Origin of the sequence: Chryseobacterium sp. YIM B08800 (genome assembly GCF_026163565.1) — a bacterium.
GTDB lineage: Bacteria > Bacteroidota > Bacteroidia > Flavobacteriales > Weeksellaceae > Chryseobacterium.
The window spans coordinates 119,604-139,958 of sequence record NZ_JAPDKN010000002.1; the positions used below are offsets into that span (position 1 = coordinate 119,604).

Annotated in this window: 21 protein-coding genes; 4 read left to right on the forward strand and 17 right to left on the reverse strand. The window is 32.6% G+C overall.

The window, feature by feature from the left end; genetic code table 11:
• Nucleotides 1–98 precede the first annotated feature (98 nt).
• The 12 genes from OEW74_RS00865 to OEW74_RS00920 all read right to left on the reverse strand — a co-directional run bounded on the left by OEW74_RS00865 (nt 99) and on the right by OEW74_RS00920 (nt 10,515).
• Complete coding sequence (locus OEW74_RS00865; protein WP_265426683.1) at nt 99–1,097, reverse strand: AAA family ATPase; 999 nt, start codon at nt 1,095–1,097, stop codon at nt 99–101.
• A 1-nt stretch (nt 1,098) separates the two neighbouring features.
• Nucleotides 1,099–1,608 (reverse strand): TonB-dependent receptor domain-containing protein, encoded by a 510-nt coding sequence (locus OEW74_RS00870; RefSeq protein ID WP_265426684.1) that lies wholly within the window; start codon nt 1,606–1,608, stop codon nt 1,099–1,101.
• A 23-nt stretch (nt 1,609–1,631) separates the two neighbouring features.
• Complete coding sequence (locus OEW74_RS00875; protein ID WP_265426685.1) at nt 1,632–3,077, reverse strand: TonB-dependent receptor plug domain-containing protein; 1,446 nt, start codon at nt 3,075–3,077, stop codon at nt 1,632–1,634.
• Nucleotides 3,074–4,114, reverse strand: a complete 1,041-nt coding sequence (locus OEW74_RS00880; protein WP_265426686.1) for a DUF2971 domain-containing protein — start codon at nt 4,112–4,114, stop codon at nt 3,074–3,076. Before OEW74_RS00880 ends, OEW74_RS00875 begins: the two co-directional genes overlap by 4 nt.
• An 11-nt stretch (nt 4,115–4,125) precedes the next feature.
• Nucleotides 4,126–4,761 carry a DUF4291 domain-containing protein gene (locus OEW74_RS00885; RefSeq protein ID WP_265426687.1) on the reverse strand — a complete coding sequence of 212 codons (636 nt, stop codon included), beginning with the start codon at nt 4,759–4,761 and terminating at the stop codon, nt 4,126–4,128.
• Nucleotides 4,761–5,990: a TIGR02452 family protein gene (locus tag OEW74_RS00890; RefSeq protein ID WP_265426688.1), complete on the reverse strand. Its 1,230-nt coding sequence runs from the start codon at nt 5,988–5,990 to the stop codon at nt 4,761–4,763. The genes OEW74_RS00885 and OEW74_RS00890 overlap by 1 nt, the downstream gene beginning before the upstream one ends.
• 134 nt (nt 5,991–6,124) lie before the next feature.
• A complete protein-coding gene (locus OEW74_RS00895; RefSeq protein WP_265426689.1) occupies nt 6,125–7,195 on the reverse strand; it encodes an adenylosuccinate synthetase in 1,071 nt (356 codons plus the stop codon).
• A 3-nt stretch (nt 7,196–7,198) separates the two neighbouring features.
• Complete coding sequence (locus OEW74_RS00900) at nt 7,199–8,053, reverse strand: hypothetical protein (RefSeq protein ID WP_265426690.1); 855 nt, start codon at nt 8,051–8,053, stop codon at nt 7,199–7,201.
• A gap of 3 nt (nt 8,054–8,056) precedes the next feature.
• Nucleotides 8,057–8,392 carry a hypothetical protein gene (locus OEW74_RS00905; protein ID WP_265426691.1) on the reverse strand — a complete coding sequence of 112 codons (336 nt, stop codon included), beginning with the start codon at nt 8,390–8,392 and terminating at the stop codon, nt 8,057–8,059.
• Between the two features lie 67 nt (nt 8,393–8,459).
• Nucleotides 8,460–9,008, reverse strand: coding sequence for a 2OG-Fe(II) oxygenase (locus OEW74_RS00910; RefSeq protein WP_265426692.1), 549 nt, complete (start codon nt 9,006–9,008; stop codon nt 8,460–8,462).
• 30 nt (nt 9,009–9,038) lie between these two features.
• Nucleotides 9,039–9,581 carry an NADAR family protein gene (locus tag OEW74_RS00915; RefSeq protein ID WP_265426693.1) on the reverse strand — a complete coding sequence of 181 codons (543 nt, stop codon included), beginning with the start codon at nt 9,579–9,581 and terminating at the stop codon, nt 9,039–9,041.
• Between the two features lie 238 nt (nt 9,582–9,819).
• A complete protein-coding gene (locus OEW74_RS00920; RefSeq protein ID WP_265426694.1) occupies nt 9,820–10,515 on the reverse strand; it encodes an NUDIX hydrolase in 696 nt (231 codons plus the stop codon).
• Nucleotides 10,516–10,638: 123 nt separating this feature from the next.
• On the opposite strand from OEW74_RS00920, the gene OEW74_RS00925 reads away from it, so the two are divergent.
• Together OEW74_RS00925 and OEW74_RS00930 are read left to right on the forward strand one after the other, a co-directional pair.
• A complete protein-coding gene (locus OEW74_RS00925) occupies nt 10,639–11,274 on the forward strand; it encodes a DUF1579 domain-containing protein (RefSeq protein ID WP_265426695.1) in 636 nt (211 codons plus the stop codon).
• Nucleotides 11,275–11,338: 64 nt separating this feature from the next.
• A complete protein-coding gene (locus tag OEW74_RS00930; protein ID WP_265426696.1) occupies nt 11,339–11,938 on the forward strand; it encodes a hypothetical protein in 600 nt (199 codons plus the stop codon).
• Nucleotides 11,939–12,167: 229 nt separating this feature from the next.
• Here OEW74_RS00930 and lepA read toward each other — a convergent pair whose 3' ends face one another.
• Nucleotides 12,168–13,964, reverse strand: coding sequence for a translation elongation factor 4 (gene lepA / locus OEW74_RS00935; protein WP_265426697.1), 1,797 nt, complete (start codon nt 13,962–13,964; stop codon nt 12,168–12,170).
• A 292-nt stretch (nt 13,965–14,256) separates the two neighbouring features.
• Here lepA and OEW74_RS00940 point away from each other — a divergent pair, with 292 nt between their 5' ends.
• Entirely contained in the window at nt 14,257–16,545 is a 2,289-nt protein-coding gene (locus tag OEW74_RS00940; RefSeq protein ID WP_265426698.1) for a GH92 family glycosyl hydrolase, read from the forward strand.
• 42 nt (nt 16,546–16,587) lie between these two features.
• Here the strand turns inward: OEW74_RS00940 and OEW74_RS00945 are convergent, their stop codons facing one another.
• The 4 genes from OEW74_RS00945 to OEW74_RS00960 form a co-directional block, all read right to left on the reverse strand.
• Nucleotides 16,588–17,601 (reverse strand): hypothetical protein, encoded by a 1,014-nt coding sequence (locus OEW74_RS00945; RefSeq protein ID WP_265426699.1) that lies wholly within the window; start codon nt 17,599–17,601, stop codon nt 16,588–16,590.
• 92 nt (nt 17,602–17,693) lie between these two features.
• Nucleotides 17,694–18,206: a hypothetical protein gene (locus OEW74_RS00950; protein WP_265426700.1), complete on the reverse strand. Its 513-nt coding sequence runs from the start codon at nt 18,204–18,206 to the stop codon at nt 17,694–17,696.
• Nucleotides 18,207–18,213: 7 nt separating this feature from the next.
• Nucleotides 18,214–18,837 (reverse strand): hypothetical protein, encoded by a 624-nt coding sequence (locus OEW74_RS00955; RefSeq protein WP_265426701.1) that lies wholly within the window; start codon nt 18,835–18,837, stop codon nt 18,214–18,216.
• 18 nt (nt 18,838–18,855) lie between these two features.
• Nucleotides 18,856–19,407 carry an RNA polymerase sigma factor gene (locus tag OEW74_RS00960; RefSeq protein WP_265426702.1) on the reverse strand — a complete coding sequence of 184 codons (552 nt, stop codon included), beginning with the start codon at nt 19,405–19,407 and terminating at the stop codon, nt 18,856–18,858.
• Nucleotides 19,408–19,575: 168 nt separating this feature from the next.
• On the opposite strand from OEW74_RS00960, the gene OEW74_RS00965 reads away from it, so the two are divergent.
• Entirely contained in the window at nt 19,576–20,328 is a 753-nt protein-coding gene (locus OEW74_RS00965; protein ID WP_265426703.1) for a Rossmann-like and DUF2520 domain-containing protein, read from the forward strand.
• Nucleotides 20,329–20,355: the final 27 nt, after the last annotated feature.

Genomic DNA, 20,355 nt, shown 5'->3' on the forward strand with positions numbered 1-20,355 from the left:
GTTTTTATAATTATTTTTAACGCAAAGCTCGCAAAGGTTTTTTTTAAAATATTTGAAAATATTTTTCGTTCGCAAAGGCGTTTCACTCAGCAAAGATCTTATGAATCTTTAAATCGTATTTTTTGTTTTAAAATTAAATTTTCAATACTATCAATTGCCATTTTTTCTCTTTCTTCCCAAGTTCCTGAAATCTCTAGAAAATCAATTTTGTTTTCTTTTAAAACTTTTCGGTGGCTTTCGTCCAACTTGTTTCTTTCATCAAATTCAAGGCGGGTTCTGTCCTGAACGTATTCTGCATCTTTTGTTGAATAAAGATATAAATCGGCTTTATTTTTCTCTGTAATTTCTTCCGGAACAATTAATTTTCGTCCAAAAACAAACTCAGCATAAGATTTTGTAATGTGAACATCGGTGTCAATTAAGGTTAAAAAACTTTCCCCGTGATTCACTTTTTCAATTCTGTTGGCGTGTTCGGTGTACACTTTTTTCAGATCTTCGAATTCAAATTGTTTAGAATTCCGGATTAAATCTCTTCCCGCTTCTGAAACTTTATTGGCTTTAAAATATTCTGAAATGTTATTCGTCATCACGGTTTTTCCTGTTGACTCTGTTCCCAGAAAAACAACTTTTAATGCAAAATATTTCTGAACCGATAACGGCAAATATTCCCAATTCTTAAATATCTCTTTCCTAATTTCTGAAGCCGAAATCTGAATATTTTCTCGGTTTTCATCAAACATAAAATGTTCAATATTCATGATCACAGAAAGCATTTCTCCATATTCTTCTGAGGTTACCAAAAAGTTTTCATCCTTAAAATATTCATTAAAAACCTCACTCCATCTTTTGGAAACATCCCAATTTGAAACCGAAGTGTTCGGAAAATCTTTTTCATTATATTTAAATACTTTTACCTTCAGGTTTTTATTGTTGGGAAAAGTATCTTTAATCCATTTTTTTCGAATATTTCCGTCGATTTTTTCATTTTCTTCTGCACAAATTAAAACCGTTACACTTCCTTTTTCAAGGGCAAATTCGATCATTTTTTGATGACCGATATGAAACGGATAAAATTTCCCAAATACAAAACCCTTCATTTTAAAAAACTTTAAATTTTAAAGAAGCCATAAAATTTCTCGGCATCTGAATAAAATATTTTCCCGTGCCATCAGCTTCTGTATATCCATAGTTGAAATATCGTTTATTCGTAACATTATTCACGAAAAATCCTATTTGCCATTGATTCCAATCATATAAAACTCCTAAATTGAAAATTACATACGATGGAAGTTTAGTTACATTAGAAAAATCCATATACGAACTATCCTGAAATCTGGAAGTTAAATTGATTGTTAAGCTTTTCAATTTATAGTTTAATTCCTGATTTACAATAAATTTCGGAGTCAATACCGGGCTAAACGAAATATCTTCTTCTTTAATTTTAGCGTAAACAAAAGACGAATTATTTTTCAGGTTCCAATGCTCATTAATCTGGTAATTTACTGATAATTCTGCCCCCATTCTATAACTTTTATCTACTTTATTCGTCAAAGCTAATCCGTTGGGTCCGAAATTTCCGTTTAATACAATTTCATTTTTAAAATTCATATAAAACAGATTAAATTCAAGCTTTACTTTCTTTTTATTAAACGGTAACCTAACTCATAATCAGTTATATATTCAGGCGTTATTGTTCCAAGCGTCAACTGATTATTTTCGTCGAACATCAGATTATCATTTCCCATAAAAATATCATTTCTCGTCGGTTCTCTTCCTACTTTTCCCAAACTGAACAACACATTTGAATTGTTGTCTATCAAATAATTAACTCCAACTTTCGGATTAAAGAAATTCCATTCTATTTTATCCATTTCAAGATCTCCTTTGTATCTGAAATCTGCAAATCTGTACTGAACATCCCCTGAAAAAATCCATTTTCCTGCCTTGAATTCCGCCTGAGCAAAAGCACTTACATCATTTTTGTAACCTGTGTTTCTATACAATTCTCCAAAAGAAATTTCGCTTCCGACATGATTTCTGTGATAGATATTTCCATTAATTCCTGTGACAATTTTCCCGTTTTTAAACTTATTCTGAAAATTAGAATAAAACCCTAAAAAGTTAGACGCAAAAGCATAGTTATACATTTCTCCGTTTTCCGGTAATCCGATGAAATTATTCCAATTAAAATCATAATTTCCATTCAAATACGTATAATGAATACTGCTTTGAAGCGAAGAAGATTCACTTATTTTTGTCTGATTAAAAACCTGCAAAAATGTTTGGAAAAAGCGATCTCTTTCATCACGATTTCCATTGGTTCTCGGATCTTTTTCGATTTGTTCCTGCGTAACGCCCAACCAAGCCAGTCCGTTTCTCTGATTTCCCATCAAAGCATTGAATTTCCAGATACTTTTATCCTTGCAAATTCCACCACTGATAAACGCAGACTGTCCATGATTAGAGGAATTGTACTTATAACCATCCGAATAAATCTCCGACAATCTTACATGAATTGCTTTATTATTTTTAATTCCTGATGTATATTTTCCATACAATCTCATCGAGTTATATGAACCGTAATTAGCTCCAAATTCAAAGTTCTTTTCACTCAAATCCGGAGAGAATAACTGAATACTTCCACCATAACTTGCCGTTCCGTTCTTCGACAAACCGACTCCTTTCTGAATCTGGATTTTGTCGAAAGAATTAAAAATATCAGGATAATTCGAAAAATAAGAACCCTGATCTTCCGGCTCATTCATCGGCGCTCCATCGATCGAAACATTGATTCTCGTCTGATCGATCCCACGAATTCTGTAATAAGAATATCCGTTGTTTCCACCAGTATCTGAGTAGGAAGTCACAGACGGAACCGATTCCGATAATAAAAAAGAAGGTTCCTGACCAACATTTCTGATACTTTTAGCAGGATTGATATTGTGAAAATTCACCGCTTGCAATCTTCCTGCCTCACTTTGTATCACAACTTCCCGAATATCCTTGATTGAATCTTTTTCTTGGGAAAACAGATAAGAAATTGGGGTAAATGTTGCTAAAAGTATTAGTTTTTTCATGACATATTTATTATTTCATGATATTTAGAATCTTTATAGGGATAATAAATAATTTCTAATTCATCATTATTTAAATAAGTGATTAAAGAATTTGCAAGTTTAATGTATTGATCATCGTTTTTTGGATAAACATCTAAAAGACCTGTGATTTCTTCATTATTATAAATGTATAAAGTGCTTTCCTTAACACTATATTTTTCTCTAAATGCTAGAATGAATTCTTTAAGTTCATCTTCATTTTGATTTTCCATTTTGAAATAAACATCAAAAATTTCTTCAAATCTATTTTCTCGATATCTAATTATATTGAAATCAAACTTATTTAAATCATACTTTAACTTTCTTTTTGTTTCATGAATCAATTTAAAGTCTAATTTAAAATTAGATGGAAATACTTCATAAAATTTTACGTCTAAATCTTTGAAAAGTCCATAAAAAGATTCCTTAATTATTTCTGGTGTTTTAATTCCAAAATAAATTCCCGTGATGGCAGAAGGATGAAATTTTTTCATTCCATACTTATCAAAAATTAACCTTATTTCTTCTTCATGCTTCCACGTCGATTTTTTAGTAGCAAACATTTTTTTAATAAAGCCATCCTGTAAGTTTGTAAGATCATCAATTCCTAAAGTTGGAATATTATCTTTATAATCAATGTCGAATTTATATTGGAAATCAAAGTTCTGACTCTTATCAATTAATTTTTCTAAATCATATTCGATACAGTATCCGGAATAAGAACTTGCATAATAAGCCCAATGTTGTTCATTCAAAAAGTCTTTGCTTAAACAATAAACTCCAATTTCTTCCTTAAAATTTAAAACTTTTTTAAATTGGTTCTCGAAATTATCTAATTCTTGATATGGAAATAGCGTTTTCAAAAGACTTATAACTTGAGAGATTTCTTCATTAAAATAAATATCAAATGGATCATTCAACATATTATAATTTGATGAGTAAAAAGAATTATTCTTAATTGTTTCAAAATCTCTTTCAAAAACATTCTTTTCTATTGATCTATATTTATAAGCCTTCATGTTTGTTATATTTAAATTAACCTTAATTTTTTATTTAAATCTTCATCATCAAACAGCAATGGTTTTTCTTCGGGAAGAATTAAATTATCCAAATCATCTTTTAATACAAATTGATATTGTTCTTGCACAAAGTCCGAAATATTTTCGATTAAAATAATATCTTCTTTCGCAAAAGATTTGATGAATTCATTTCTCAAACCAATCTGAATCGCTCTTCTTTCCAATTTTACACCAAAAGGGTCGTGATCCGGATCCCACTGCAACCTCACAGAAGATTCTTTTACTTGATTTTGCCATTCTTCTCTAGAAATTCCTAGTCGTTCATTGTATGAAGAATAAACAGCATTTTCAAGATATCTTTTAAAGGCGTCCATTTTTAAATGAATCGCTAAAACATATTCCTGACCTTCCTTTTTTCCCCAACCATTTCTATACATCATCCAAAGAAAATTAGGTTTTATCCAAGTCATTCTTTCCAGACTGAATGCGCCACCAAAATATTGATTTTTTACAGCAAATTCACCTATTTCTTTTCGATACGACTGATAAACAACGATTTTTTCATCATCATATTGAGCCATGATGTGATGTCCTTCTTGAGGCCAATCTTGTAGTTGTTCTTTATATTTTTTTAATTTGATGTCCATTATATTTCTTCGAACGGCGTTATCATTTCCTCTTTTTTCGAGAGAATCGCAAAAACCACTCTTTTAAATTTATTTTTATACTTTCCGTGAAGATGCTTTTTAAATAATTCTGCAATTTCTTTTGGATCATTTTTAAAAACACCACATCCCCAAGCTCCTAAAATCAGGGTTTCATTTCCCTGATGTAAAGCCAAAGCCAACATTTTATCTGTTCTTACATCCATTGCGCCGAAAATCTCGTGAACTCTTTCTGGTTCCTGACGTTTTACAACACCTGCATTCACCGCCGGAGACGTAATAAAATTACATAAAACGGCTTTTGGTAACAATTCGCCTTTATCTTTTCTGAAAACCGGAACTTTCGGGCTGTAAATCATCATATCGGTGTAGAAACAAGATTCCATTTCGCGATGAATTTTGTAATAATCCCAACCTTTAAGCAAAGTCTCATATAATCCAGAAGTTCTTGCCAGACTTTCTTCCTGAGCTTCAGCTCCGTTGATGAAACCTCCTCCCGGATTTTTTGCTGATGCGAAATTCAGACACATGATCTTCTCCTGATCTTCCTCTTCAGCTAGTTTTAAAATTGCTTTTAAAGAACTGCATCTCCAGACTTCAAACTGAGTTTGAAAACCAGTTTCAGGAAGTTCATCTTTTGTCATTTCCGAAAGTTGTTCCGGCGAATATAAAATGGTTCCTTTTGTGGAAATTTCCAGTTCGTTTTCTATATTTATTTTTTCGTTGTGTTCGTTTATATAATATTTCTTGGCAAGGATTTCCAATGTATCTTTTGCCATTCCTTTATTTGTCATCGTTAGTTTTTTTATGTTTAGTAGTAAATTTTCTACATCCGCATTCGCAGGCTCTTTAAAATCTTTCCCCATAAATACTTTTGTCACTTTAATATTTCCTACAATTGCCTGATTAAAAGTATCCAATTCTTCCGAAGGAACCCATAATTCATTATGATTTTTGGCTCCGACATTTTGGGCAGGATATTTATTGATCTCTTCTTCCAACACTTCAAATTGGGTAACAAAACCGAGATAATTTCCTCCTTCATCTCTGGCATTCCATTTTTCTGCAATCTCGGAAGCGTAATCTTCATTTAAAACGGGGTAGAAAATCGTTTGCCATTCGAGTCTTGGAGGAAATTTTTTGAAATTGCTTTCAATAATTAAAATCATTTCTTTTTCTCCGACGGGTCTGTATAGTGTTTTTGTTTTCATGTTGTGTTTTTTTATTTTTAATTTTTTTAACGCAAAGTCCGCAAAGATTTTTTTTAAAACTTGATGTATATTTTTAAGTTCGCAAAGACGTTTCACTTAACTAAGATCACAAATAGTTTTCACGAGATTTGATTTCAATCAATTCTTTTAAAATCCTTTGAATAAGGCGAGTAAGATCCAAAAACCTGATCAAATTTTACTTTTATATTTTCAATTTTAAATGTCTCATCCAATTGATCTAAGCAGGTTACCACCAGATTTTTCTTTTGAGCAACAACATAAGCTTCATCTAGTTTCAGCGCATAATTCAACAAATCATAATCTAGATCTCCGAAACGTAAATCCTTTTGAAACTCATTAAAAGTACAGGTTTCTTCTTCATTATTTTTCAGATTTAATGATTTTTCATTGCTCATCCATCCGCTTCCGTGACGGGTTGAATAACTTCTGGTCACATAAAACATTTCAATATCTTCAATTTTTAGTAACTGACAGATTTCATACGCATTTTTTGAAGTGGTATTTGCAAAAGTCACATTCGGAAAAACTCCATGATCCATATCCAATAAAATTCCCTGGCTTCCTTCAAAAATAAGATGTTCAAATGATTTTAAATATTCATAACCTTCTATTTTCCAATCAATTTTATCGATAGCATCCAAAAAATCCTGTAATACATTTATAATTTCTTCATCTTCTTCAAAACCGTAATAATTAGCGATTCCTTTCAATTTTTCAATCAACATTGTTCTTGGAGCGATCAAATCAACGGCAAATAATTTAAACGGACTTTCATTTCTTTTCATTGTTGCACCCACTCCTTTTCCACAAGTTCCGTGTTCTAAGTTTTTGATATTTTTTCTGTTGTACAAAACATCAAAAGGTGTTGTCACTTTCGCCAACGGATGAATATACAATTCTATATTTCCATTTTTTTGAATTAATTCTTCCCTTTCATTGAATAAAAATGTCGGATGAATCGTGCAATGTTCTGTAAAATACGAAGGCAAACCACGCAGCGCACCACTTGCAAAGCTGGAATGAATGTGTTTTTTATCATCAATCATCACCGTATGCGCCGCTTGTTGACCTCCTGAAAACCGAATAACTACAGACTCAGGATGTTGCTGAGCCAGAAAATCGGTGGTAATGCCTTTGCCTTCATCCCCAAATCCTAAGCCTATAATTATTTGTGCTGTTTTCATTTCTTAATACATTTGAATATTATCTAACCCTAAATTCTCTATTGTTTTCGTAAAACGATCTTTAAATTTACTGCAAACTACATCTTTAATCACCTTTGGAACATCTCTGTAATCTTCAATAGACAAACAGTTTTGCCCCAATAGATCTTTCCAGCCTTTGTCTGCATCGACAGCCTGTCCGGAATGTAAAACGCTGATGTGAAAAACTTCATATTTCTTCTGAGCTTCCGCCAACAGTTCCGTGTGTTTGAAAGTTTGCTGACCCGTTCCCATAATCTCTCTGATCGCAGAAGCAGGAAGTGTTTTCAGGCAAGGTTCGTCACCAACAGTAAACAATAATCCTTTTTGATTTCTCTTTTCAAAGGCATCCGTTCTTGTATGAAAAGCCGCAAAATACCAAGCCAATAAATAACTTTCTCCTGCATTTCCTCCACCTCCGGACTCGATGTAAGTTCTTGTTAACCACATATCAAGCTCTTCATCTCCCGATTCAAACTGACCGACCTGTAAAGGATAACCGTCGCATTCATGATCTCCGATTCCTAAGAATAAAAGTGCCGGATCGGGAACTCCACCCTGAATAATTCCACCCATTAATTTTGGGAGACCTTCTTTAATCAAATCATAAGGAATATGTCCCATACTTCCTGTCACATCAAGCCCTAAAATAATAGGAACTGAATTCGGATGAACCGCAGAATCTCTCGATTCTCTGAAGGAAATACCATGTGGATTCATAGATTCATGTGCTTTTCTTTTTGCATTCTGCGTGAAAATCTCACTTGCAGATTTTGATGCATATCCTGCTTTCTTTGCTCTGTCAAAACGAGCGTCCATGTCATATCTTGTACTTCCCATAACTTAAAATTTTTTGCCAAATAAATATTCGAATCTTGTTCTTGTTAATTCTAATTGAATATTTAAATTTCTGATGATTAATGATAATTCTATGTCTCTCTGAACGAATGCTTCCGGCTGAAAATCAGCGAATGTTAAACTGTTTTTGTCTAAAGGACTGATGTCGATCAAGCCTTCCTGTTCTCTTCCCACTCTTTTGATTTTCAGTTCGATATCTTCTACTCTCCGCCTGTAAATCAGCTCTGCATCTTCTCCGATAATTCGGGCACGGTCTTCTCTTATCTGGTCATTATTTCTTTGCAATGACTCGATGAATCTGGGTTTTAAGTCTTCTTCCATAATTTATTTTTTGTGTTGTTTTTACACTAATTAAAAACTGCATAGTTTTACTTTAATTCTTTTCGAATTATTTTTTAGAATACATTACATCTGTTCTCAAAACGTACTTTAAACCACTGATTAAAGTTTTTCCTTCATGTCTTAAAGGATGATAAAAAACCAATGCAGAACCATTTATCGGAGCAACAGTGAATAAATTTTCGAATTCTGTTTCTCCACCATCAAAATCGTCATTCAGATAAATCAAAAAAGTGTAAAAACTTTTCTCATTTTCATTTCTGATGTAGCTTCCGTCTCTATGCATTTTGAATCTCTGTCCTGAAGAATATTTATAAATTCTGAACATTTCATTAAAATCCAAAACTTGATAATCTTCATGAGTCTGAGGAAGAAATTCCACTGCTTTTTGAAAAAGATTTTCAGCCAAATCATTATCAAAAATCATCAGTCGGTCATTATTTCTAACTCCTTTGCTCATCATTTGTCGACCTCCCATCTTTATTTTCGCTTCTTCAAAGACTTTATCTTTGGTCAATTCAATATAATGATCACATTCTTGATCAGTCAGAAAATTCTCAATTATGAAAATTTGCGGATGTAATTCTGTCTTTTTCATGATTAATATTTTGTGTTTGGTTTTGTGTTTTTATCCTCTTAATTCGTCTCTGACTTCCATTAAAGCAAATCCTAATAAATTTTCACCATTCCATTGTTGTGGATTTTCCGCTTTTGGATCCGTTTCCAGCATTCCGATTCCCCAAATTGTATCGTAAGGACTTGCTTCTACTAAAATTTTATCGCTTGTTGAAAGTAAAAATTGCTTAAACTTTTCATTTTGAGAAAATTTCAGAAAATTTCCTTGTTTTACGATTTCATATTTATGATCGTCCCAAATTTTCGGATTAAAATTTTTGACTTTTCTGCCTAAACTTTTTGCCTGATTTGGAGTTTCTGCTTTTAAAATTTTCTCTAAAATTTCATCATCATTAAATAATTTCGCTTTTCCAGCCATCATATAATGTTCAGCCGTTTTATAACGGATTTCATTTTCCTGAAACTCAAAAGGAAACCATTGACTGAAACATGCTTTTGTAATTTCATCTTTCACTGTATGTCCCCAAAAGAATAGAAAGTCTAGCTTTTCTTTTCTCTGAAATTTTTCAACTATATTCTGTAATGTGTATTTCATGATTGCGTTATTATTACACAAATGTAAAAGATTATGGTTTTATCTTCCAAATTTATTTGTGTTTATTTTACGCTAATTAATTTAATTGATTGATTTTCAAGTATAAAAATATTTTAACGATAATTCGTTGCGATGAAGAATTGCCACAAATGCACGAATAATTTTGTTAATTATTTTTGATTTTAAAAGTTATCAAGTTGATTTAAAGACAAAAAATTCGTGAATTAGTGGCAAAAAACTATTTGATTTCAAAATAAAAACCTTCTTCTTCAAGCTCTTTATATTTTTCCTGATTGAAAGTAAATAATTTTCCTGGTCTTCCGCTGCCTTCTTTTTTTAACGTATTTGTATCATTTAACAATCCGTAACTCATGATTTTCTTACGGAAATTTCGGCGGTCGATTTCTTTTCCGATAATCGTTTTGTATAAATTTTCAAGATCAGAAAAAGCAAATTCATCATTCAAAAGATTGAAGCCAATCGGTTGATATTGAATTTTTGTACGAAGTCTTTTTAATGCTATATCAATAATCGTTTGATGATCGAAAGCCAATTTCGGAAGTTGATTGACACTGAACCATTGTGCATCTTCAGCATCAGAATCGGCAAACAGCTCGTGATAAGAAGGATTCACCAGACCTAAATAAGCCACTGAAACCACTCTATTTCTAGGATCCCGACCAACATTACCAAAAGTATAGAGTTGTTCTAAAAAATCGGGTTTTATACCCGCTTCTTCTTGTAATTCTCTTTTTACAGCATCATCGAGATTTTCATCATCTAAAACTAATCCTCCGGGAAGCGCCCAGCCACCTTTGAATGGTTCAATATTTCTTTTAATTAAAAGAATCTGAAGATCTTTTTTATCAAAATATCCGAAAATAACTGCGTCTACAGCAACTTTTATATCCTGTAATTTTTTAGGAGAATCCATAATTTAATTTGCGTTATGAGTACACAAAAGTAACAATTAGAAATTTCATTTTCAAGATTAAAATAATAATTTTTCGAATTCTATTTTTTGTTACATTTATAATCAACTTAAAACTAAACAATTATGAAAAATTTATTCTTTGCAGCCTGTACTGCTCTTCTGTTTATCGCTTGTGATAAAGCAAAAATCGATGTAAAAACTTCAACCGGAGCAGATTCTATCGCCAATGAAGAGTGGAAACCGGTAGATTCTGCAACGGCAAACAAAGCATGGATGGAATTTGCCACTCCCGGAGATATGCAGAAAATGCTAGCAAAATCTGACGGGGTTTGGTCCGGAGAAAATACGATGTGGATGGAAGACGGTGGAAAACCCATGACAAGCACCTCAATTACGACCAACAAAATGATTTTTGACGGAAGGTATCAAACCAGCGAACACACAGGGAATTTTATGGGAATGCCTTTTGAAGGAATGAGCATTACAGGTTATGACAATGCCAAAAAGAAATTTGTAAGCACCTGGATCGACAATATGGGAACCGGATTGATGACCATGGAAGGAGACTGGGATGCATCCAAAAAATCAATTGAATTTAAAGGAAAAATGACTGATCCTACCAGACCCGGAAAAGACTGCAATATGAGAGAAGTCTATACTTATGTAGATGATACTCATCAAACATTAGAAATGTACGGTCCTGATTCTAAAACAGGCAAAGAGTACAAAACAATGGAAATAAAATATACGAAAAAATAAAGTCTAAACCGTTTCAACTGAAGCGGTTTTTTTGTACATTCAAAATTCTTAAAAAAAGGTTTGAATGAATAAATTCCTTTTGATTTTAATTGTATTCCTGATAAGCTGCAAAGAAGAGAAATCTTTTGCAGATGATATTGTTTTGAATTTTCCAAAAGACGAGAAATTAACTTTTCAAAAGTTTAATGATGGAATCGGAGAAAGCGGATCTGGAATAATCTATATTGGAAAAGATACTGCTAAAATTGATGTGAAATATAACAAATCAATGATTGCTCCACCCGAACCAAATCCAAATTATATAATTAATGCTGACGAATTACAGAGGGAAAAAGAACTCTTAAAATATTTTCACCCAACTTTTGACAGAATAAAATTTTCTGAAACTCCTATCGATTTTGACTCTTTTTCCAATCGTAATGTAAAAATTGAAATTAAAATTCAGGATACTATTCCAAAATATGCTTACAACTACGAAACTGGAGGTATAAAAAAATATAAAGCTTTCCCTGTATTTATAAAAAATATTTCTGGACGAAAATTATGTCTTTCTGAATTTAAAAATTTTCCTTTAGCTGTTCTCAATGATAAAAATAAATGGCAAACAATATGGAATGACAATGCCTTTATATGTGGTGATTCCAGATGGCAATATCGTTATTGAGAACTCAATCCAGATGAAATCATTGTTGTCTCAGTTAATTATTTAACTGGAAAAAGTCAAGGCAAATTTAAAATTTGGACTGGAAGTTCTTCATCAGATGAATTTACAATGAATTACGATAAACAAATTATAAAAAACCAAAGACATTATTTTGAAGTAAAATAAAAAATCCGCAGAAATTTTCTGCGGATTTTACTTTTATCTCTTGCCTTTTTACTTGGTTCTTTAGCTAGTCATTCAGTTTCAAAACAGCCATAAATGCTGATTGCGGAACCTCTACTCTACCAATCTGTTTCATCTTTTTCTTACCTTCTTTCTGCTTTTCAAGAAGCTTTCTCTTTCTTGAAATATCTCCACCGTAACATTTTGCGGTAACGTCTTTTCTTAAAGCTTTAATCGTTTCTCTTGCGATAACTTTAGCTCCTAAAGCAGCCTGAACAGCAATATCAAACTGTTGTCTTGGAATAAGCTCACGAAGTTTTTCACACATTCTTTTACCAATGTAATAGGCATTAGAATCGTGAATTAATGAAGATAAAGCATCTACCATATCTCCGTTGATCAGGATATCCATTTTGACCAATTTAGAAGCTCGCATTCCGATTGGTGAATAATCGAATGAAGCATATCCTTTAGAAATTGATTTTAATCGATCATAAAAGTCGAAAACAACTTCCGCCAAAGGCATATTGAAAGTCAATTCTACTCTATCAGCTGTCAGATAACTTTGGTTAACAATTTCACCTCTTTTCTCGATACAAAGTGTCATTACTGCTCCAACAAAATCAGATTTTGTAATGATAGAAGCTTTAATATAAGGCTCTTCTACTCTATCTAAAAGATTCGGATCAATCATTTCAGACGGGTTGTTGATTAAAATTGCAGTTTCAGGATCCTTTTTAGAAAATCCGTGATACGAAACGTTGGGAACCGTGGTAATAACGTTCATGTTAAATTCTCTCTCCAAACGCTCCTGAACGATCTCCATGTGAAGCATTCCCAAGAATCCACAACGGAAACCAAAACCTAATGCTGCAGAACTTTCTGGTTCGAAAACCAAAGAAGCATCATTTAATCTTAATTTTTCCAATGAAAATCTTAATTCCTCAAAATCTTCAGATTCGATAGGATAAATTCCGGCAAAAACCATTGGTTTTACTTCCTCAAAACCGTCGATAGGCGCTTCTGCTGGGTTTACAAAAGACGTGATCGTATCTCCTACTTTTACTTCGCGGGCATCTTTGATCCCTGAAATAAGATAACCTACATCACCACATTCTATCGTTTTCTTTGGAACTTGTTTTAATTTTAAAGTTCCTACTTCATCAGCTCCATATTCTTTTCCGGTAGCGAAAAATTTAATTTTCTCGTTTTTAGAAATACTTCCGTTTACGATTTTAAAATAGGCTTCAATTCCTCTGAAAGGATTATAAACAGAATCAAATATCAAAGCTTGAAGCGGCGCTTTAGGATCTCCCACCGGTGGCGGAACTCTTTTTACAATCTCCTCTAATAATTCGTGAACTCCTTCTCCTGTTTTACCGGAAACTCTAAGAACATCTTCGTATTTACATCCTAAAAGCCCCATAATTTCATCGGTTACTTCTTCAGGGTTTGCAGACGGAAGATCTATTTTATTAAGAATCGGAATAATTTCCAAGTCGTTTTCTAAAGCCAGATACAAATTTGAAATCGTTTGAGCCTGAATACTTTGAGCAGCATCTACAATAAGAAGCGCCCCTTCACAAGCAGCAATCGAACGGGAAACTTCGTAAGAAAAATCTACGTGTCCTGGTGTATCAATAAGGTTTAGAATATATTTTTCGCCATTAAGCTCATAATCCATCTGGATGGCGTGAGATTTAATCGTAATCCCACGTTCTTTTTCCAAATCCATATCATCTAGCGTCTGAGATTGTAATTCTCTTTGGGTCACTGTATTAGTGTACTCCAAAAGACGGTCTGCCAAAGTTGATTTACCGTGGTCAATATGGGCGATTATGCAAAAATTTCGTATGTTTTTCATTTAAGAACTATGTAATTTGCAAAGATAAAAAAATGCAGGAGAATTCATCATTCTTAATTTTAAATCTGATGTTAACACGAATACCACAAATTTTTACCACTAAAACACTAATAAAAAATCTCATTTAATCTACATAAGATTTCGGTTAAGAATTTTAGAATATTAAGATGAACTTGGCTTTTAGAAATAGCGCTTAATTAACCTGAATAATTTAAATGATCTTAAACTTTAATATTAAATCTGTGTAATTTGTGATATTATTAGTGATATTTGTGTTTAAATTATTTTATCCATGAAAAAAGTTCTTATACTACTTTTCATTATTTCTTTTGCCCAATTTCAATCGCAATGGATTGAAAAAGCGCTACAAAATCCAGAAGAATTTGTCAATCCTATGATTGGTACGCTTTCAAAACCTTCCCTTTCCAATGGAAATACATATCCCGCAGTTGCCGTACCGCATGGAATGAATCTTTGGACTCCACAAACCGGAAAAAACGGAAATGGATGGCAATATACTTATGATGCAGATAAAATCCGTGGAATTAAGCAAACACATCAACCTTCGCCGTGGATGAACGATTACGGAATGTTTTCTATTATGCCGATAACAGGGAAAATGCGATTTAATGAGGAGGAAAGAGCAAGTTGGTTTTCTCATAAATCGGAAACCTCAAAACCTTATTATTACAGCGTTTATTTAGCTGATCATAATGTAACTGCAGAACTTACTCCCACCGAGAGAGCTGCACAAATGCGTTTAACTTATCCCGGTTCTGAAAATTCTTGGTTTGTGGTAGATGCTTTTGATAAAGGTTCTAGTATAACAATCATTCCTTCTCAAAATAAAATTACAGGCTATTCAACAAAATATTCCCGAGGAAAATTGATTGGCTTTAAAAATTATTTTGTGATTTATGCAGACAAACCTTTTACGAAATATTCGACTTGGAAGGATAAAGATTTTGTAAAAGATGCATTGGAAATTACGGGAGATCATTGCGGTGCAGTAGTTGGTTTTGAAACTAAAAAAGGTGAAAAAGTCAATTTAAGGATTGCTTCTTCTTTTATCAGTTTAGAACAGGCAGAATTAAATTTACAAAGAGAACTCAGCAAAGATTCATTCGATCAAACTTTAAATAAAGCAAAATTAGCTTGGAATGAGAAGCTCAAAAAAGTTGAAGTTGCAGGCGGAACTATCGACCAAATGCGGACTTTCTATTCTTGTCTATATAGAATGCTTTGCTTTCCGCATAAAATGTATGAGATTGATAAGAGTGATAAAATTGTACATTACAGCCCTTATTCTGGGAAAACTGAGCCTGGATATCGTTTTGCAGGAACTGGTTTTTGGGACACTTTCAGAGCGCTCTACCCTTTTTTGAATTTAGTTTATCCAAGCATCAATATTGAAATGCAAAAAGGATTAATTAATGATTATAAAGAAGGTGGTTGGTTGCCAGAATGGTCGAGCCCATCCTATTCTGATATTATGATTGGAAATAATTCGGCTTCAGTGGTTGCAGATGCATATATAAAAGGTTTGCGAGGTTACGATATTGAAACATTATATCAGGCTTTGCTTCACGGTGCTAATAATGAAGGTCCGCAAGCAACAGGAAGATTAGGAATTGAATATTATAAAAAATTAGGTTATGTTCCTTATGATGTGAAAATCAATGAAAATGCTGCTCGAACCTTAGAATATGCTTATGACGATTTTGCGATTGCACAGCTTGGAAAAGCTTTAGGAAAACCGGAATCTGAATGGAAAGAATATTACCAACGCTCTCAGAATTTCCAAAAAGTGATTGATCCTGAAACAAAATTAGCTCGCGGAAGAAATCAGGATGGAAGTTTTCAGGCTCCTTTTAATCCTTTAAAATGGGGAGATGCTTTTACAGAAGGAAATTCGTGGCATTACACATGGTCGGTTTTTCAGGATATTGACGGACTGGCAAAATTAATGGGCGGAAGAAAAGAGTTTTCAAAAAAGTTAGATCAGATTTTTGAATTACCTCCAATTTATGATAATTCTTATTACGGCTCAACCATCCATGAAATTCAGGAAATGGTCAACGCCAATATGGGTCAATATGCCCATGGAAATCAGCCAGCACAACATATTATTTATCTTTATAATTATTCCGGAGAACCTTGGAAAACTCAATATTGGGTTCACGAAACGATGAATCGATTGTATCAGCCAACTCCGGATGGATATTGTGGTGATGAAGATAACGGCCAAACTTCGGCTTGGTATATTTTCTCAGCGCTTGGTTTCTATCCCGTAACTCCTGCGACAGATCAATATATTTTAGGAGCGCCTTTGTTTAAAAAAGCAACTATTCATTTAGAAAACGGAAAAACGATTGAAATTAAAGCTGATAATAACAGCAATGAAAACCGTTATGTGAATTCATTAAAATTTAATGGTAAAAAATATTCTAAAAACTGGCTAAGTCATTCAGAATTAATGAAAGGGGCAACATTGAAATTTGATATGATTTCTCAGCCAAATAAAGAGCGAGGAACTCATGAAAAAGATTTTCCTTACTCTTATTCTACTGATAAAAGATAAAAGAGAGAGAGACTTTCCGGTCTCTCCTTTTGTTATAATTTATTAATCCTGAAAATCATATTCTCCCGTCAAAGAATCTATGTAAATTTCTTCTTTATCTTCATTTTTCATTTTCTTTTGTTTGGCTGCTTGGTCGATAGAACCGGCAACCGCACCTATTAAGCCAAACATTCCGTAAGTGCTGTTATACTGCGCCGGAAAAATATGTCCTCTGTTTGCGATTATATAAAATCCATTTTCATTTTTATTGATTTCTATGAAGCCAGACATTGTTTTTCTATAAGCTTTTCCGTTTTCAACATAAGCAAACATTTTATAGGCAGGTATTTTTTCCTTTTTTCCGTTTTCTATTTTTATTGCTTTCGTAACTTCTCCTTTATCATTTCTTTCCAAAACATAATTTCCTTGTACTGGACTTTGATTGAAAAATGAAGTGAAATCCAGATATATTCCATCCTTCAATTGTTCATTTTTAAAGGCTTCATAATTGTTTTTAATATATGTTTCATAATCAGCAAGATCATTGAATGTTACTGCTTTTTGGCTGGGTTCTAAAGTGTAAGCTTTTTTAATAAAAATGGAGAAAATCGTTGGAATATTTTTTACCATTAATTCCGAAACTTCTTTATCCTGGAATGCAAAAACAGTATCTTTTTTATACAAAAACTTGTATTTATCTCCTTCTTTTTGAAATAATTGAGCAGAGAAATCCATTTTCCCATTTGTTTTCTTTCCTTCACTTTCTCCAGTTGAAAGTTTTAATCTCTTTAAAATAAGAAGCAATTCATTTTTTCCTGTTAAAGAATTTCCCCTATCAAACCAAGCTTGAAAGTCATTACTTGGAGTTGTAGGAAAAACAACTTCTTTCATTTCTTTATTTTCCCCAAAAGGAATACTACCAATTGATTTATCTTGTCTTTGATCTAAAACCTTAAATCCTTTATAAGTAACATCATCAAATCTGGTAATATTTCCTCTAAATTTGATAGCTTCTGTAGCCTGAGAAAATGATAAGATTGCCATAAAAGAGAATACAACCTGAAATATTTTTTTCATAATTATTTTTTTGCAAAAATAGATATTTCCTAAAAATTAAACGACCCTCACAATAAATTGCAAGAGTCGTCCAACATTAAAAAAATAAACTATTATGGAGTTTGCTTCGATTCTGAAGCATTCTTTTTTCCGCCGTGAGGTTTTCTTTCATTCATCTTATCTCTCATCATTCCCTCAGACTGAAAAAGCTTCAAGACTTTTTGACAAGGAATCACAGTCTGCATCTTCTCAGCATACTTTTTTCTATTATCGAATAATTTTTGTCCTACATCAAAACTTTGCTGAAGTTTCACTTTTGCTTCTTCTTCCGTTAGTTTTGCAGGATCAAAATTTGAATCGAACTGACTTTTTATTTTTTTCTGATTGTCTAAATACTCGTTGTACATCGCAGTAAATTCTGCTTTATCCTGAGGTGCAACATCCAGCATATCAACAACCATGTTATTTCTGAATTGGGTAAGAAGTGCTTTTCTTTCATCTGGCGAAAGATTGTTTATTACCTCTTTTCTTTGATCGGGACTCATTTTCTTCCAATCATACTCTTTAATCTGGGCTTTTAACCCAAAACTTGAGATAATAAAAAGTATAAATAATATTTGTTTCATCTTTCTTTTAATTATATAAATCTAAATAAACATCTTGACTGGAATTGTTTGCCAATTCTGCAATTTCTGAATTAGGAAGAGATTCCAAATATTCATTCATATGGATTTCATTAGCCGTTTTTACCGCTTTTTTATTCTGATTTCCAGAATTATTATTAACAACCTGCGAAACCATAGGCTTTATATCCGACTGTCTTTCAACTCTTTGATCATGATTTTCTACTGAAGTTAAATCTGATGCTAAAGTTTCGTACGCTATCTGACTTTCCTTTTTAGGTGCTGTTCTGTTATCAGCATAGTTAAGATTTGAATCTCCGTTTGTTGAAGAATCAGAATTAGATTGATATACAAATGTTGCTCCGAAAATAAGAGCCAAAGACGCTGCTGCAGCATATCCCCAATTCATTTTGAAAATAGGAGCTTTTCGCTCAGCTTTTATTTCACTCATTACTCTGTCCTGAATATTTTCAAACATATTTTCAGGGACTTTGTAAATGTTTTTTCGTTCTAATTTTTCTAGATCAAAATCATTCACCTCGCTCAACACTCTATTTTGAATGCTTTCAAACATATTGTCTGGCATTTTATAAATGTTTTTGCGTTCTAATTTTTCTAGATCAAAATCTTTCATGTTGTGGGTTCTCAAAAATTATCTCTCGTAATTCTCTTTGATATATTCTTCTATTTTTTGTTTGGCGTAATGATAATTTGTCTTTAATGTTCCTACCGACATATCAACTATTTTTGATATTTCTTCGTAAGGTAAATCATCATAATACCGCATCATAAATACCAGTTTCTGCTTTTCGGGCAGGCTTTGTATGGCTCTTTGCAAGAAAATTTGTATTTCTTCAGCATCACTGTGTGTGTTATCGGCAACCAGATTCTGCATGTAGTATTCCGGATCTTCATCAGTTTTCTGCATCTTTTTCAGTTTATTAATCTGCTGCAAAGCTTCATTAGTTGCAATTCTGTACAGCCAAGTGTACAATTGACTGTCATTTTTAAACTGATGAAAATTTTGGTAAGCTTTTATAAATGTTTCCTGCAAAGTATCCTGAGCAAGGTCTCCATCTACAATAATACGTCTGATATGCCAATATAATCTACTCTGATAAGCATCCATCAACACCCGAATACCTTTCTCAAGTGTTCGTGGGTTTTGCATCAGCGCAATAATTTCTGCGTCTTTAATCTTCATAAGATGCTTTCATTGTTTTGGATTACAAAAATATCTAAAAGTTAAATTACTTATTCAATTTTTAGTCCAATATATTAACTTTTAAGATTTATACCAATAATATTTATTCAAAAACTTCCGTTATCATTAAGCTTTCCTTCAAAAACTAAAAACGCCTATCTTTGTTTTATGCAAACAGTTATTATCGGTTCCGGAAATGTTGCCTATCATTTGGCAAAGGCTTTCGTTCAAAATGGAATATCTATAGCCCAAATCTTTGGAAGAAATGAGAAAGAATTAAATAAAATTTCGGAAGAATTAAACATCCCAAACTCAACTAAACATTTAGTCGATTCAGATTTGTATATTCTTTGCGTAAGCGATAATTCCGTAGAGGCTGTTTCTAAGTTGATTACTAAAAAAGATTGTTTGGTTGCTCATACTTCTGGCTCTCTACCTAAAGAAATTTTGGTTGGAGATTATAAGAAATCCAGTTTTTATCCTTTACAGACTTTTTCTAAAACTAAAGATTTAGATTACAAGAAAATTCCCTTTTTTATTGAAGCAGAAAAAGAAGAAGACCAAAAAGTTTTAACTGAATTGGCTTCTAAAATTTCAGATAATGTAATGGAAAGTACTCATGAAAAGAGAAAATACATTCACTTAACTGCAGTTTTTGCCTGCAATTTTGTGAATCATCTTTTTGCGAGAGCTAAGGAAATTTCGGATGCACAGGAAATTCCGTTCGATTATTTTTTACCGTTGATTAATGAAACTGTTCAGAAAATTAACGAAATAGATCCTAAATCAGCCCAAACAGGACCTGCTGTAAGAAACGACAAAAGAATTTTGGAATTGCATGAGCAACTATTACAAGACGAAAGTCTTGAGATTTATAAAACAATGAATCTTTCCATCAAAAAAATGTATCAATTACCATAAATTTTTAACTTTGATGAAAACCAAAAA